This is a genomic window from Aeromonas sp. 603757 (assembly GCF_049171255.1).
Taxonomy (GTDB): Bacteria; Pseudomonadota; Gammaproteobacteria; order Enterobacterales; family Aeromonadaceae; genus Aeromonas; species Aeromonas veronii_A.
Map to the genome: position 1 here is coordinate 1 of NZ_JAAKOE010000030.1, position 13,828 is coordinate 13,828.

Below are 13,828 nucleotides of genomic sequence, written 5' to 3' on the forward strand. Positions count from 1 at the left end.
GGTGGAGCAGCTCGGTAGCTCGTCGGGCTCATAACCCGAAGGTCGTCGGTTCAAATCCGGCCCCCGCAACCAACTTTCTGTACGTTCCCTTCCTGCATTGCCAATCATTGAACAATCCTTCTTGATGCTCGTCACCATCTGGTTATTGCTGCTATTTCTGACGCTTTTTCAAGACCAAAACTGGTCGTATCAACCATTTGTTGGGTATCATCAGGTATCTCTTCATGGATGAGGCACGCGCCTGTGATCACTCCCTTCACCTATCTTCCTCCTGCTATTGAAAGCCGTGATGCCACGCTGGCCGAAGCCCTTGCCCAAGGGCTGCCGTTGCAACTGCTGCTGATCGCCGAAGAGCAGAAGGAGTCCTTGCTTTCGCTCCCCGCCCTTGCGGGTCTCCAGACCCAGCTTGCGCTGGGGAAAAAAGCGCCCTTGACCCTGATGCATGGCAATACCCTGTTGCAGGTGATGTTTGTGGCCGGCAGTGTGACGCGGGATCACCGCCTCTATAAACAGATCAGAGGCTGGATTGCTCCTCTTTCTGGGCTTAATGTGGAGCGGCTCGGGCTGCATCTGGAAGGTTTTTCTCCCTCCGAGCGAGTGATGCTGGCCGAAGTGATGTTGTCGGCCCTGCTTGCCGCCAATATTTCGTTGCCCACCAGCAAGCGCCGTAGTGAAAGCAGCTGGAGCTATCAGCAGATCAAGGTTTCACCCGCGGTGGTGCTGGACTTGGCACGCCTTTACAGCGAAGCGGGGGGCAACGGGCTGGCTCGCCATCTGGCGGTGTTGCCTGCCTCCGAGCTGACGGCCGCCAGCTATCGCGAGTTTGTCAGCAAGCTGGCGCAAGATGAGGGGTGGCAGTGCCATCACTATGATCAGGCGCAGCTGGCCGAGCTGGGGGCGGGGGCGTTTCTGGCTGTTGCTCGTGGCTCGGAAGACAATCAGGGGGCCATGGTCAAGCTCAGCTACTACCCACCCAAGCCGGTGCGACGCATTGCGTTGGTGGGCAAGGGGATCTGCCATGACTCAGGTGGCTATAACCTCAAGGTTTCCGGCAGCATGTATGGCATGCATCTCGATATGGGGGGCAGTGCGGTGGCGCTGGGTACCCTTTATGCCATCAGTCGGGCTCAGCTGCCCTATGAGGTTCACTGCTGGTTGGCGATTGCCGAGAATCATATCGGTCCCCAGGCTTATCGTCCGGGTGAAGTGGTGACGGCGATGAATGGTCTCACCATCGAAGTGGTGGATACCGATGCGGAGGGACGAATGGTGCTGGCCGATACCCTGACGATGGCGGCGCAGGATACCCCAGATCTGCTGATCGATTATGCGACTCTGACCGGCGCTTGCAAGCGGGCACTGGGCAGTCGCTATAGCGGCGTCTTTACCAATCGCCACGAATGGCTGGCATCGCTGGTCAATCTGGGTCAGCGCAGCGGTGAACGAGTCTGGCCCTTCCCGCTTGATGACGATTACGACGACAACATCGAGAGCGAGTGGGCCGATCTGTTGCAATGTGCGCCGGGCAGTTCGCCGGATCACATTGATGCGGCCCGTTTCCTCGCCCACTTCGTGCCAGAGCAGACCCCCTGGCTGCACTTCGACCTGAGCGGTTTTCGCAACAAGGGGGGCAATGGGGTGGTCTCCAGCGAAGTGACCGGCTTTGGCGTGCGTCTCACGCTGGATCTGCTGGCCAGCCCGCTTGGCAGAGTTGGTCGCCAAGCCTCTGAACAATCTGAATGATAACAAGGAATTCTGTGAAACAACCAAGCTATGACTGGGTGCTGTTCGATTTGGATGAAACCCTGCTCGATTTTCCGGTCGCCTCTGCGCTGACGCACACCTTGCAGATCTATGGCGTACAGGCTGATGACGCCAGCATGGCGCAGTACCACGCCCTCAACCACGGGCTCTGGCAGCAGTACAACGACGGCGAGATCGATGCAACGGCGTTGCAACAGACCCGCTTCTCCCTCTTTGCCCAGCAGGTTGCCGCCGATCCCATGGCGATGAACAACACCTTTCTGGAGCAAATCATTGCCCTTAGCATGCCTCTTGAAGGGGTGGTCGAGACCCTGCAGCAGCTGCGCAGCAAGGTGCGGATGGGGATCATCACCAATGGTTTCAGCGTACCCCAGCGGGGACGGCTCGGCAAACTGGGCTGGAGCGAGTGGTTCGAGCCGCTGGTGATCTCCGACGAGATCCGGGTGACCAAGCCGGCGCCAGCCATATTCCAGCACACCCTCTCCCTGATGGGGCAGCCAGATCCGGCCCGGGTGCTGATGGTGGGGGATAACCCGAAAACCGATATTGCCGGGGCGGCGGCGCAGGGGCTGGCGACCTGCTGGTACAACCCGGCGCGGCAAGCGGGCGAGTGCGATGCCACACACGAAATCCACCACTTCGCCCACCTTGCCGACATTGTGCTGGGACGCTGATAGCCAGGCTTAACCATCACGTTATCGGTGACCAAATCGTCCTGGCAAGTTGCAACCAGGGCTGTTTGAGACAGGATTGGGTTTGCTTGAGACTGTAAGGGGAGCAGATGCTCCCCTTACTTATGAGTGTTTTCCTGTGAATGCAGGGATCTGAACTGGTAGCGATCGAGGATCTGCTGATAGTCGGGACTCTGTTTCAATTTATCGATAGCCTGATTGATCCGCTGCAGTTGCGCTTCTGTGGTGCTCTCTTTGCTCAGCATCAGGTGAACTGGTGTCTGTTCGATATGCAGCAGAATATACAGCTTGTCCTGCACGCCATCCTTACCCTGCCACTCCTGCAGTCCGTGGGGATCCAGAATAAACCCCTGGATCCGTCCCCCTTGCAACATCTTCAGCAGCTGATCCAGCCGCAGGCGCATCTGCAGACGGGGCTGCAGCTCGGGCCTTGCCATCAACTGGCGGAAGGTATTGCCATAATCAAAGCCCTTGAGCACCCCGATATGAAAGTCAAGGGTGTTGATCAACTGCTCGAGGGTGTTGATCCCGCGCCAGCGATCGGCATCTTGCCGACGGATGACGATGGCCGTCTCCTCTTCCCGATAGGGGTGGCTGAAGCGGGCATATTGCTGCCGCTCGGCGGTGATATTGGCTGACATGGCCAGTTGAACCGTGCCGAATTTCAGCTCGTGCAGCACGCGAGCCCAGGGCATTTCACTGAATTTGGCCTGATAACCGGCCCGCAGGAAGATGGCGTTGAGCAGCTCCACATCCAGTCCACGGAGCTGTTGCTGTTCAGTGCGATAACTGAAGGGCTGCCAGTCGACCCAGCCCACGACCAATGACTCCTGTGCCGTAGCCTGGCAACACAAACACCATAACAACAAGAGTCTGTACACAACGCATACCCTCGAACAGGCTGATACGGTGAGTATTGGACAGGAACGACGGAGTAACCAGTGCTGAGGGTTGAGCGGATGCACAGATGTGCATCCCTCACAGTTCGTGGGCGTGGAATCCCTTGCGATAGCGGGTTTCACAGCGCGGGCAGCGTTGCAGGGTCGGATCCTGTTCCAGCTGTTCGATGGAAAGCGGCTCTTCACAATCGGAGCAGAGGCCATAGAGGCCGAGATCCATCTGGCAGAGTGCCGCATCGATCCGCTTGAGGCGGGCCACGCTCTGCTCAACCTTCGGCAGATCCAGCCGGCTGGTCAGTTCCACCAGTTGATCCTGCTCGCAGTGACCGACCTGTTCGGCCCACTCGTCACGGCGGCAGGCTTTGAGCTGACCGATCAGCGTTTCTCTTACTTGGGCCCAGTCTGACAGCAGGCGATTACGCCAGACAGTCAACTGTGCTTGCGTCATTTCACACACATTATCCCCCACAGGACAGACGACAGATTCGGGGCAGTATAGGGATCCGATAACTCTATCAAGATGATATGCGTCAAGTTAAACGTGGTTAGCCGTGGCTTTTGGCTGCTTGCAGCAGGGCATCGCGGATGGGAGCCGTCTCTTTGAGCACCCGGATCTCCTGAAACAGCAGGTCCGCTTCGGGATATTCCCGCTTGAGATAGCTGAACCACTGCTTGATGCGGCTGGGGTAGTAGTCGGCTTTTTCGCTGGCCAGATCCTGCTCGGTATAGCTCACCATCAACTGCAGTACCTCGGCCCAGCTCATGTGCGGGCAGCCGGTTTTCATCACGTTGGCCAGATTGGGTAGGGAGATGGCGCCGCGCCCGACCATCAGGGCATCGCAACCCGAGACCCTGGCGCAGGCGAGGGCATCTTTATGATCCCAAATCTCGCCGTTGGCGGTGACGGGGATAGGCAGGGCGCGGCGAATGGCGTCCACATATTCCCAGTGGGCGGGGGCCTTGTACCCTTCGCGCTTGGTGCGGGCATGAACGGCCAGCTCGTTGGCGCCCCCATGAAAGACCGCCTGAGCGTTCTCCAGATAGAGATCCTTGTCGTCGTAACCGAGGCGAATTTTGGCGCTCACCGGCAGATGGGCGGGCACCGCCTCGCGCACCGCCTTGACGATGCGATAGATGGTCTCGGGCTCTTTGAGCAGCACCGCACCGCCCTTGCTCTTGTTGACCGTAGGGGCGGGACAGCCGAAGTTGAGATCGACGCCGGGGGAGCCCAGCTCGATGGCGCGCACGGCGTTCTCGGCCAGCCACTCGGGGTGTTGGCCCAGCAGTTGCACCCGCACCGGGGTGCCTGCGCGGGTTTTGCCATCTTGCAGCAGTTCAGGGCAGAGGCGGTAGAACACCTTGGCGGGCAGCAGCTGATCTACGACCCGGATAAACTCGCTCACGCAGAGATCGTAATCATTGACGGAGGTGAGTACCTCCCGCATCAGGTGATCCAGTACCCCCTGCATGGGGGCCAAAATAACGCGCATAACGGCTTTCCGACGAGAGTGGCAAGAAAAAAGAGCGCAGATTGTAGTGGGGTTGCGGCCCGCTGTCAGCACCCGCTCAAACTCTGTTAGGCTAGAGGGAGATAAATCACGCAAGGAGAAGGAATGAAGCGTTGGTGTCTGATGGCGCTCGGGTGGCTGGCATTTGCCACCGGTATCGTGGGCATTGTGCTGCCCCTGTTGCCGACTACCCCCTTCATGTTGCTGGCTGCCGCCCTGTTTGCCCGCTCATCGCCCCGTTTTCATCGCTGGCTGTTGACCCATCCCTGGTTTGGCCCGCCCATCGTCGATTGGCAGCAGTATCGCGGCATTCGTCGTCAGGCCAGACGGCGCGCCATTATCTTCATTTTGCTCACCTTTTCGGTGTCGCTGGCGGTGGTGCCACTGCTGTGGGTCAAGGGGCTGCTGGTTGTCATAATGGTGATCCTGCTCACCTGGTTAATGCGCCTGCCGGTGCTGGAGCCAGTTGCAATGGTGAAGTGAAGTCCCTAAGCTATTGCAGCAATAATGCTATGGAGTCGGCCTGTCATTTTTGCGTGACAGGCTTTTTTATTTCCCGCAGAAGGGAATTGAGAAAAAATGGCCACCCCTGGGTCAAAAAAATAAGCGGTCAACACATGAATCCGGAAACCCTGAAATTTATCGAAGCAAGCATCAAGACCATTCCCGACTATCCGAAGCCGGGCATTCTGTTTCGTGACATCACCAGCCTGATCGAGAACGCCGAGGCCTTCAAGGCCACCATCGATCTGCTGGCCAATCATTATCGTGATCAAGGGATCACCAAGATTGTTGGCACCGAAGCTCGCGGCTTCATCTTTGGCGCGCCGGTTGCCTATGCCATGGGGCTGGGCTTCGTGCCGGTCCGCAAGCCGGGCAAGCTGCCGCGCGAAGTGATCGAGGAGTCCTATGCCCTCGAGTACGGCACCGACACCCTGCAACTGCACACCGATGCCATCGTGCCTGGTGACAAGGTGCTGGTCGTGGACGATCTGCTGGCGACCGGTGGTACCGTTGATGCGACCGTCAAGCTGATCCGCCGTGCCGGTGGTGAAGTTGCCGATGCGGCCTTCATCATCTCCCTGCCGTCTCTGGGTGGCGATGCCCGCCTGACTGCTGCTGGCATCAAGGTAGTCTCACTGGTCGAGCTGGCCGGCGAGTAATGCCTCTTCGGCCCGATCCTCTGCATCGGGCCTGCATTGAACCGGTGCCCGTGCGGGCATCGGTTTGAAAATCAAGCGATCCCTCCCGCTCTCACCGATAGCCGATACAGCCAGCCCGCCATTTGTGTTAGCATCCGGCATCAATGCCCTGTCTTCCCTGCATGATGGATTTATGAGCTATCAGGTTCTGGCGCGTAAATGGCGCCCCCATACGTTTGAACAAGTGGTAGGCCAGCAACATGTGCTGACCGCCTTGACCAACGCCCTGGATCAGGGACGGCTGCATCACGCCTATCTGCTGAGCGGTACCCGTGGGGTCGGCAAGACCACCATCGCCCGTATTCTGGCCAAGAGCCTCAACTGCGAGCAGGGGATCAGCAGCCACCCGTGCGGCGTCTGCGATACCTGCCGCGAGATCGATCAGGGCAACTTTGTCGACTTGCTGGAGATTGACGCGGCGTCCCGCACCAAGGTGGAAGATACCCGCGAGCTGCTCGACAACGTGCAGTACCGCCCGGCCCGAGGCCGCTTCAAGGTCTACCTCATCGATGAAGTGCACATGTTGTCGCGTCACAGCTTTAACGCGCTGCTGAAAACCCTGGAAGAGCCCCCCCCCTATGTGAAGTTTCTGCTGGCCACCACGGATCCGCAGAAGCTGCCCATCACCATTCTCTCGCGCTGTCTGCAGTTTCATCTGAAGAGTCTGGATCAGACCCAGATCGCCAAGCAGCTCGAATGGGTGCTGGATCAAGAGGGGCAGCCCTTCGAGCCACGCGCCCTGCTGGCCCTGGCCAAAGCCGCCGACGGCAGTATGCGCGATGCCCTGAGCTTGACCGATCAGGCGCTGGCCCACGGCAATGGCAGCGTGCGCCTCGAGAGTGTGCTGGCGATGCTGGGCACGCTCGATCACCGCCATCTGCACCAGCTGCTGGAAGCCATTTTGCGGCAAGATGCCCCCGCGACTATGGCCAAGATCACCGAGATCGCCACCCTGGGCCCCGATTTTGATCAGCTCCACGCCGAGCTGGAAGGTTTGCTCCATCGCATCGCCATGGCACAGCTGCTGCCTGCCAGTGTGCAGGAGCAGGGGGCGGATGCCGATGCCCTGCTGCAACTGGCCAAGGCGATGAGCCCGGAAGAGGTGCAGCTCTGCTACCAGATCGTGCTAGGTGGCCGTAAAGATCTGCCCTGGGCCCCCGATGGCCGCACCGCGCTGGAGATGACTTGCCTGCGGATGCTTGCCTTTTCGCCAAGGCGCGATGCCCTGCATCCGGCCAGCCTCACCGCGCTGCCCCCGTCAATGACGAGCAGTGCGGCGAGCAGCGCTACTTCGATTGCCTCTTTGCCGGGAAAGCGCCCGGCCGCTGAATCGGCCGCAGTGGCACCGATCAGCGGCGCCGTGCCTGCACCGCTAGCCAGCCCTGTTGCCAGCACGCCTGTTGCTACCAGTGCAGTGCCCGCGGTTGATGTCTCCTTGCCTGCGATGACGGATGATATCGGCAACCCCGCCGACAGCGAGGAGGAGGCGCAAGCCGCCGAGCTGTTCAGCCAGCAGGATGAGTTGCTGCGCGAGGCTGCGGGCATGGGGTATCAACCCGAGCCCGCGTTGCCCCATGCGCAGCCTGATGTGCCAGCGCACTCAGCCGAACAACCCGCCGATGCTGATGATCGAGCGCCTTACGCAGCCGATACGGACTATTCCCGTGGCGAGTCGCCGACTGCCAGCATCCAGCCCGCACTAGAGCCGACAACCGCGCCGGTTAGCGCACCTGAAGCTGTTTCAGCGGTATCGAGCATGCAGAGCCTGCTTGGCAAGCGAAACATGCTGCGCAGCCGCCAGCGTGGTCAGGATGCCCCGGCAGCGCCCGCACCGCGCGCAGTGCCGGTTGCGCCAGCTCGTCCTGTCGCGCCCGCTGTTGCTCCAGTCGTCACCCAGCAACCTGCTCCGGTCAGCCAACCGGCCGGGCAGGGGATGGCGACGATGGGTCACTATGATGATCTGCTGCCAGTGGATCTCTATGGCGACAGTTACGAGCCGCAGGGTGACAACGGGGAATACGAGGAGTACCTCAATCAGGGCTTTGCCGAGCAGACTCCGGTGATGAGCCACGCCCCTGTCACGGCACCGGCCCAGCCAACCGATCTGCCACCTTGGGATCTCGACGGGCAGCCGAGCTATCGACCCGGTGAGCGCAGCGCTGCGGCGCCAGCGGTGACGCCCACCCCAGCGACCCAGCCGCCCGTTGCCAGCACGGCGGTGGCTGCTGCCCCTGTGACGCAGGATGAACCCTCTCAGCCAGTGATGGAGACCATCGACTGGGATGAGCTAGAGAGCGACAGCGAGCCGCAAGAGGGGGAGGCGACACGTCTGATTCCCTCCTCGCTGCTCAATGGTTGCGGCGACCCTTGGGCCGAGTTGATCGCTCACACTCAGGTGGGAGGGCGGCTGCGCCAGCTGGCCATCAACTCGGTGATGACGCGGGAAGGGGACAAGGTACTGCTAACCCTCAAGCCCGAGCAGCGCCATCTGGTGAGCGACAAGGCGCGCGCCGATCTGGCCGAGATCATCGGGCCAGTGCTGGGTCAACCGGTGCAGGTCGAGGTAACGCTCGGTGTGGTGCCTGACCAGGAGACCCCCCTCGAGATCGAGCACCGCCTTTATCTCGGGGTGCGCGAGCAGGTGACCCGGGATCTGGAGCAGGATCCCAACGTGCAGTTTTTAGTTCAGCGGTTTGGTGCCGTGCTCCATCACGAGAGCATCGAGCCCCTCAACCGCTAAATTCCGTGGCCGGGAGCTCGCTTCCGGTTGAAAAGCAGTTTGGCTGTCCCCATCTAGGACAGACAAGCCCACAGCCCGGCGCTGGATGCCGGATTTCAAGACGAGAGACGACATATGTTTGGTAAAGGTGGAATGGGGAACCTGATGAAACAGGCCCAACAGATGCAAGAGCGTATGCAGAAAGCGCAGGAGCAGCTGGCTCAGATGGAAGTGACCGGTGAAGCCGGTGCTGGCATGGTCAAGGTCACCATGACCGGTAGCCACAGCGTCCGTCGCATCGAGATCGACCCCTCCCTGATGGAAGATGACAAGGAGCTGCTGGAAGATCTGGTTGCCGCCGCTTGCAACGATGCCGTGCGTCGTGTGGAAGAGCAGAACAAGGCCAAGATGGGCGAGCTGACTGGTGGCATGCAACTGCCGCCAGGCTTCAAGATGCCCTTCTAAGGCGACTCTCCCCGCGCATTCTTGCTCCCTTGTCGCTGGCCATTCGGGTTACGGCAAGGGGGACGGCCGAGAGACCCAAAGACGCAGCGTTATTGCTCAGGCGATACGCTGCGTTTTTTTATGGGCGCCATGCTGGCGCGGGCGGGCTCTAACTCTCCCTTCTGCGGAGAGGTTGCTACAGAGCAGGCCGATTGCGCCATGAAACGCAGCGCCTTGTATAGGCGGCACTATTTGTCGATACCCGCTATCGGATATCCCGGTTTGGCGTGGCCGGGCGGGAGCGGCATAATGGCGGCTTGCCGTATCGAGGAGATTGTATGAAATATATCGGAGCCCACGTCAGTGCGGCCGGCGGGGTGGAGAATACCATCGCCCGTGCCCAGGCCATCGGGGCCAACGCGTTTGCCCTCTTTACCAAGAATCAACGTCAGTGGCAGGCGGCCCCCTTGTCGGATGCCACCATCCGTGCCTTCAAGGCGGCTTGTGACAAGGCCGGTTTTCTGCCGGAGCAGATCCTGCCCCACGACAGCTATCTCATCAATCTGGGCCACCCGGATCCCGATGGTCTGGCCAAATCCCGCGATGCGTTTCTCGACGAGATGAAGCGCTGCGAGCAGCTGGGGCTCTGTTATCTGAACTTCCACCCCGGTAGCCATCTCAAGCAGATCCCTGAGGCGGCCAGCCTCAAGTTGGTGAGCGAGTCCATCAACTGGGCGCTGGAGCGAAGTGAAGGGGTGACGGCGGTGATCGAGAATACCGCCGGGCAGGGGACCAACCTCGGCTGGTCGTTCGAGCACCTTGCCACCATCATCGAGGGGGTGGAGGACAAGAGCCGGGTCGGGATCTGTTTCGATACCTGCCACGCCTTTGCCGCCGGCTACGATCTGCGCACCGCCGAGAGCTGCGCTGCCGTCTTTGCCGAGTTCGACCGCACGGTGGGTTTTCATTATCTCAAGGGGATGCATATCAACGGCGCCAAGTGCACCTTCGGTAGCCGGGTCGATCGCCACCACAGCTTGCGGGAGGGCAATCTGGGGGAGGCGGTATTCCACCACATCATGAACGATGATCGCTTCGATCGCATTCCGCTGATCCTCGAGACCATAGACGAGTCTATCTGGGGCGAGGAGATCAGCTGGTTGCGCAGTCTGGCGAAATGATACTCAGAAGAGAATCAAAGAGAGGGAGCCGTGGCTCCCTCTCTGCTTTTTCCGTTATTGGCGAGCGGGCCTGCCAGCGGCGCTCCGAGCGGGCGTTACTCTGCGCGGCTCACTTCGGCATTGTTCACTTGAGCCCGGCAGAAGTGGATAAAGTGGCGCAGGGAGGTGGAGTGGTACTTCTGCTTGTGCCAGATAAGGGAGAGCTGGCGCGGGAAGCGGCGAGAGAGGGGCAGGGCGATCAGCCGCCCATCTGCCAGGCGATCCGAGGCTGCCAGCCGGGAGATAAAGGAGATACCAAGCCCCTTCTCCACCGCCAGCATCACCGCCTCCAAGGTGTTGAGTTCAAGCCCTGGTTGCCAGCGGGGCAGCTCGGGCTGGATCTGCTGGATAAACTGCTCGCGACTGCCCGATTGTGCTTCACGCAATACCCAGGTCTCGCCCCCCAGTCGGGAGAGGGAGAGCTCCTTCTTGTTGGCAAGCGGGTGACCGGGTGGGGCCACCACCAGCATCTCGTCCTGCAGCCAGGGTTCGGCGAGCAGGTCGGGGTGGTGGTTCTCCCCCTCGATCAGTGCCATATCCAGCTCGAAGTTGGCCAACGCATGGCAGAGCAGGTGAGTGTTGTTGATGGTCACCTTGGGGGGGAGCCCCAGCTCCTGTTTGCTGCTGGCGAGCAGGGTGGGGAGCAGGTAGTTGCCGATGGTCTGGCTGGCACCAAGGCGCAGTTGGCCGCTCGGCTCGGCATCGGGGCTGAACAGGTTCTCGATATCTTGCATCCGTGTCAGCAGCTCTTCGGCGGCCGGTTGCAGCAGGCGCCCCTCGTTGTTGAGCTGCAATCTGGGGTGAATGCGGTCAAACAACGGGGTGGAGAGCTGGCGCTCCAGCTCCTGTAGCGACTGGGAGACGGCCCCCTTGCTCAGGCAGAGCTCGTTGGCGGCAAGGCCAAGGTTTCCATAACGGGCAATGGTGGCGAACACTTTCAGCTGCTGCAGGGTCAGTTTCATCGTGTTTGGTTTTCCTGAATGATTGATTTAATTCATTTAGATATCGTAAACGATAAGGGACCATTATCCTATCGCCATAGTCATCAATAGAAAGGTGTCATCATGATCGCAAGAACCCGTAAATCACTGGCTGCCGCCCCAACCCCCATGGCGGGTCTGGCGCTGGGCATCGCCAGCCTTGGTTGGTGTTGGGAAAATGCCGGTCACTTCGATGGCCGGATGCAACTGCTGGGTGCTGCCATTGCGGCCGTGCTGCTGGTGATCCTGACCTTCAAGTTTCTGCTTCACCCCCGCCTGCTGTTGCTGGATCTCGCTCACCCCGTGGTGGGCAGTGTGGTACCGACCTATGCCATGGGCACCATGGTGGTCTCCAAAGCGCTCGGTATGATTGCGCCGCAAGCGGGCGAGGCCCTCTGGCTGTTTGCCGTGGCGGTTCATCTGCTGTTCCTGGCCACCTTTATCTGGCATCGCGCCAAAGAGTTTGAAATCCACCACATGGTGCCGAGCTGGTTCGTGCCGCCGGTGGGGATCATCGTGGCTGACGTCGCCTTCCCGGGTGGTCAGTTTGCCCCGCTGGCCAACGGTCTGCTCTGGTTCGGGATCATCTGCTACGGCTTGATGCTGCCGCTGATGCTCTACCGCCTGATCTTCAGCCATGAAGTGCCGGATGCCGCCAAACCGACCATTGCCATTCTGGCTGCCCCTGCCAGCCTCTCTCTGGCCGGTTACCTGACTGTCAGTCAGGAGCCGTCACTGCTGCTGGTGGCCGTGCTGTTGGGGATCGCCATCCTGATGACCGGCATCATCTATCTGGCCTTCATCAAACTGCTGCGTCTGCCCTTCTCGCCGGGTTATGCCGCCTTCACCTTCCCGCTGGTGATCGGTGCCACCGCTCTGTTCAAAGTGGCTCATCTGGTTGAAGGGTTTGCGCAAGGGAGTCACTACGTCGAGCAGATCAGACTGCTGGCTCACTTCGAGCTGGGGGTGGCTACCGTGATCGTCGGGTATGTGGCACTGCGTTACCTGATGTTTTTTCTGCCGCAGCGTAATACCGAAATGAATAACGGCATGGCTCGCCAAGGGGCTCACCGATAAACCTTGATGATGTGACATCGGGAAATGGATAAGCAGTGCGCTCCGAGAGCGACGGGATAAACGACCAGTCATACGATGGATGGACAAAGAGCCTCCACCCTGGTTGTGTAACGAGCAAAATGCCCCGCAGTGCGGGGCATTTTTTTATGGTTTTTTGATGTGGCGCCCGTGGCGGGCTATTTGACATGGATTTAACTGGTATTACCTGTCAGGACGACTACAATGCAGCACCACTTTTTCGCTCGACCCCGATACATGTCGTCCCAAGATCCCGTATTTGACTCCTCTTTTGAAGCCCGTTTTCTGCATCCCCGCTACTGGTTCAGCTGGCTGGCGCTCGGTGTGCTGATGCTGCTGGCCTTTGTGCCGGTGCGATTGCGCGACCGTTTGGCCGAAGCCTTGGCACCGCTGGTGTTTCGTATCTCGAAAAAACAGATCTATATCGCCAGAACCAATCTGGAGATCTGCTTCCCGGACAAGAGCCCGGAAGAGCGGGATGCCATTGCACTGACCTCGATCCGGGTCGGCCTCAAGAGTCTGTTGGGATTTGGCGAGTTCACCATGCGCAGTCAGCGTTATCTGATGAGCCGGATGCAGGTGATCGGTTGGGAGCATATCGAGGCGGAGCGGGCTGCCGGTCGTCCGGTGATCCTGGTGGTGCCCCATACCTGGCCGGTGGATGCCGCCGGTTACTGCTTCACCCAGCGCGGGGTGCCCATGTGCACCATGATGAAACGGGCACGCAATCCGGTGTTTGACTGGCACCTCAACCGTGCACGGGCCAAAAACGGTTGCCGCGTTTACGAGCGCAGCGCCGGGATCAAGGCGGTGATCAGAACCATCAAGAGTGGTCGCAGCTTCTTCTACCTGCCGGATCAGGATCACGGTCGCGAGAAGAGCATCTTTGCTCCCTTCTTCGGCCACCCCAAGGCGACCCTGCCAGCCTTGCCCCGTCTGGTTCAGGTCAGCGGCGCCAAGGCGGTGCCGCTGCTCGCCTGCTATGACGAAGCGAACCACTGTTACCGGCTTGAGATAGATGCCCCGTTTGACAACTATCCCACCGAGGATGTGATGGCCGATACCTGTCGGATGAACGATATGGTGCAACAGCAGCTGACGCGCCATCCGGGCCAGTACATGTGGTTCCTCAAGATCTTCGATACCCGTGAAGATCAGGAGGGGCCGGATGGCCTCTACGAGGCGGGGATCCAGCGGATCCGCAAGGGATTGTCGCCCCACGGCTGACCCTGAATTAAGATTGATTGAAATGGCCCCAGGTGGGCCATTTTTTATGATAACTAGTCTGATCTGTGCCTTGCAGGT

The 13,828-nt window shown here is 59.9% G+C and carries 13 protein-coding genes; 9 read left to right on the forward strand and 4 right to left on the reverse strand.

The window, feature by feature from the left end:
- Nucleotides 1-243 precede the first annotated feature (243 nt).
- Both G5332_RS19800 and yjjG read left to right on the forward strand, forming a co-directional pair.
- Nucleotides 244-1,743, forward strand: a complete 1,500-nt coding sequence (locus G5332_RS19800) for a M17 family metallopeptidase (protein WP_421311575.1) — start codon at nucleotides 244-246, stop codon at nucleotides 1,741-1,743.
- A 14-nt stretch (nucleotides 1,744-1,757) separates the two neighbouring features.
- The gene (yjjG, locus tag G5332_RS19805) at nucleotides 1,758-2,438 is read left to right on the forward strand and encodes a pyrimidine 5'-nucleotidase (RefSeq protein ID WP_005333455.1); all 681 of its coding nucleotides are present in this window, start codon (nucleotides 1,758-1,760) and stop codon (nucleotides 2,436-2,438) included.
- A 116-nt stretch (nucleotides 2,439-2,554) separates the two neighbouring features.
- Here yjjG and G5332_RS19810 read toward each other — a convergent pair whose 3' ends face one another.
- The 3 genes from G5332_RS19810 to dusC all read right to left on the reverse strand — a co-directional run bounded on the left by G5332_RS19810 (nucleotide 2,555) and on the right by dusC (nucleotide 4,845).
- On the reverse strand, nucleotides 2,555-3,274 hold the full coding sequence (locus G5332_RS19810; protein WP_421311571.1) for a substrate-binding periplasmic protein: 720 nt from the start codon (nucleotides 3,272-3,274) through the stop codon (nucleotides 2,555-2,557).
- A 160-nt stretch (nucleotides 3,275-3,434) separates the two neighbouring features.
- Nucleotides 3,435-3,803: a TraR/DksA family transcriptional regulator gene (locus tag G5332_RS19815; RefSeq protein ID WP_005333451.1), complete on the reverse strand. Its 369-nt coding sequence runs from the start codon at nucleotides 3,801-3,803 to the stop codon at nucleotides 3,435-3,437.
- A 97-nt stretch (nucleotides 3,804-3,900) separates the two neighbouring features.
- Nucleotides 3,901-4,845 carry a tRNA dihydrouridine(16) synthase DusC gene (gene dusC / locus G5332_RS19820; protein WP_421311572.1) on the reverse strand — a complete coding sequence of 315 codons (945 nt, stop codon included), beginning with the start codon at nucleotides 4,843-4,845 and terminating at the stop codon, nucleotides 3,901-3,903.
- A gap of 123 nt (nucleotides 4,846-4,968) precedes the next feature.
- Here dusC and G5332_RS19825 point away from each other — a divergent pair, with 123 nt between their 5' ends.
- The 5 genes from G5332_RS19825 (at nucleotide 4,969) to nfo (ending at nucleotide 10,409) form a co-directional block, all read left to right on the forward strand.
- On the forward strand, nucleotides 4,969-5,346 hold the full coding sequence (locus G5332_RS19825) for a YbaN family protein (protein ID WP_005352406.1): 378 nt from the start codon (nucleotides 4,969-4,971) through the stop codon (nucleotides 5,344-5,346).
- A gap of 134 nt (nucleotides 5,347-5,480) precedes the next feature.
- On the forward strand, nucleotides 5,481-6,026 hold the full coding sequence (gene apt, locus G5332_RS19830; protein ID WP_005352403.1) for an adenine phosphoribosyltransferase: 546 nt from the start codon (nucleotides 5,481-5,483) through the stop codon (nucleotides 6,024-6,026).
- A gap of 172 nt (nucleotides 6,027-6,198) precedes the next feature.
- A complete protein-coding gene (gene dnaX / locus G5332_RS19835; protein ID WP_421173194.1) occupies nucleotides 6,199-8,805 on the forward strand; it encodes a DNA polymerase III subunit gamma/tau in 2,607 nt (868 codons plus the stop codon).
- 114 nt (nucleotides 8,806-8,919) lie between these two features.
- Nucleotides 8,920-9,249: a YbaB/EbfC family nucleoid-associated protein gene (locus G5332_RS19840; RefSeq protein WP_005333445.1), complete on the forward strand. Its 330-nt coding sequence runs from the start codon at nucleotides 8,920-8,922 to the stop codon at nucleotides 9,247-9,249.
- A 317-nt stretch (nucleotides 9,250-9,566) separates the two neighbouring features.
- The gene (nfo, locus tag G5332_RS19845; RefSeq protein WP_005333444.1) at nucleotides 9,567-10,409 is read left to right on the forward strand and encodes a deoxyribonuclease IV; all 843 of its coding nucleotides are present in this window, start codon (nucleotides 9,567-9,569) and stop codon (nucleotides 10,407-10,409) included.
- Nucleotides 10,410-10,504: 95 nt separating this feature from the next.
- On the opposite strand, the gene G5332_RS19850 is transcribed toward nfo, so the two are convergent.
- Nucleotides 10,505-11,410, reverse strand: coding sequence for a LysR substrate-binding domain-containing protein (locus G5332_RS19850; RefSeq protein WP_019445811.1), 906 nt, complete (start codon nucleotides 11,408-11,410; stop codon nucleotides 10,505-10,507).
- Nucleotides 11,411-11,512: 102 nt separating this feature from the next.
- On the opposite strand from G5332_RS19850, the gene G5332_RS19855 reads away from it, so the two are divergent.
- Nucleotides 11,513-12,505 carry a TDT family transporter gene (locus tag G5332_RS19855; RefSeq protein ID WP_158112510.1) on the forward strand — a complete coding sequence of 331 codons (993 nt, stop codon included), beginning with the start codon at nucleotides 11,513-11,515 and terminating at the stop codon, nucleotides 12,503-12,505.
- A 255-nt stretch (nucleotides 12,506-12,760) separates the two neighbouring features.
- Nucleotides 12,761-13,750, forward strand: a complete 990-nt coding sequence (gene lpxM / locus G5332_RS19860; RefSeq protein WP_216953494.1) for a lauroyl-Kdo(2)-lipid IV(A) myristoyltransferase — start codon at nucleotides 12,761-12,763, stop codon at nucleotides 13,748-13,750.
- The last annotated feature ends 78 nt before the right edge of the window (nucleotides 13,751-13,828 follow it).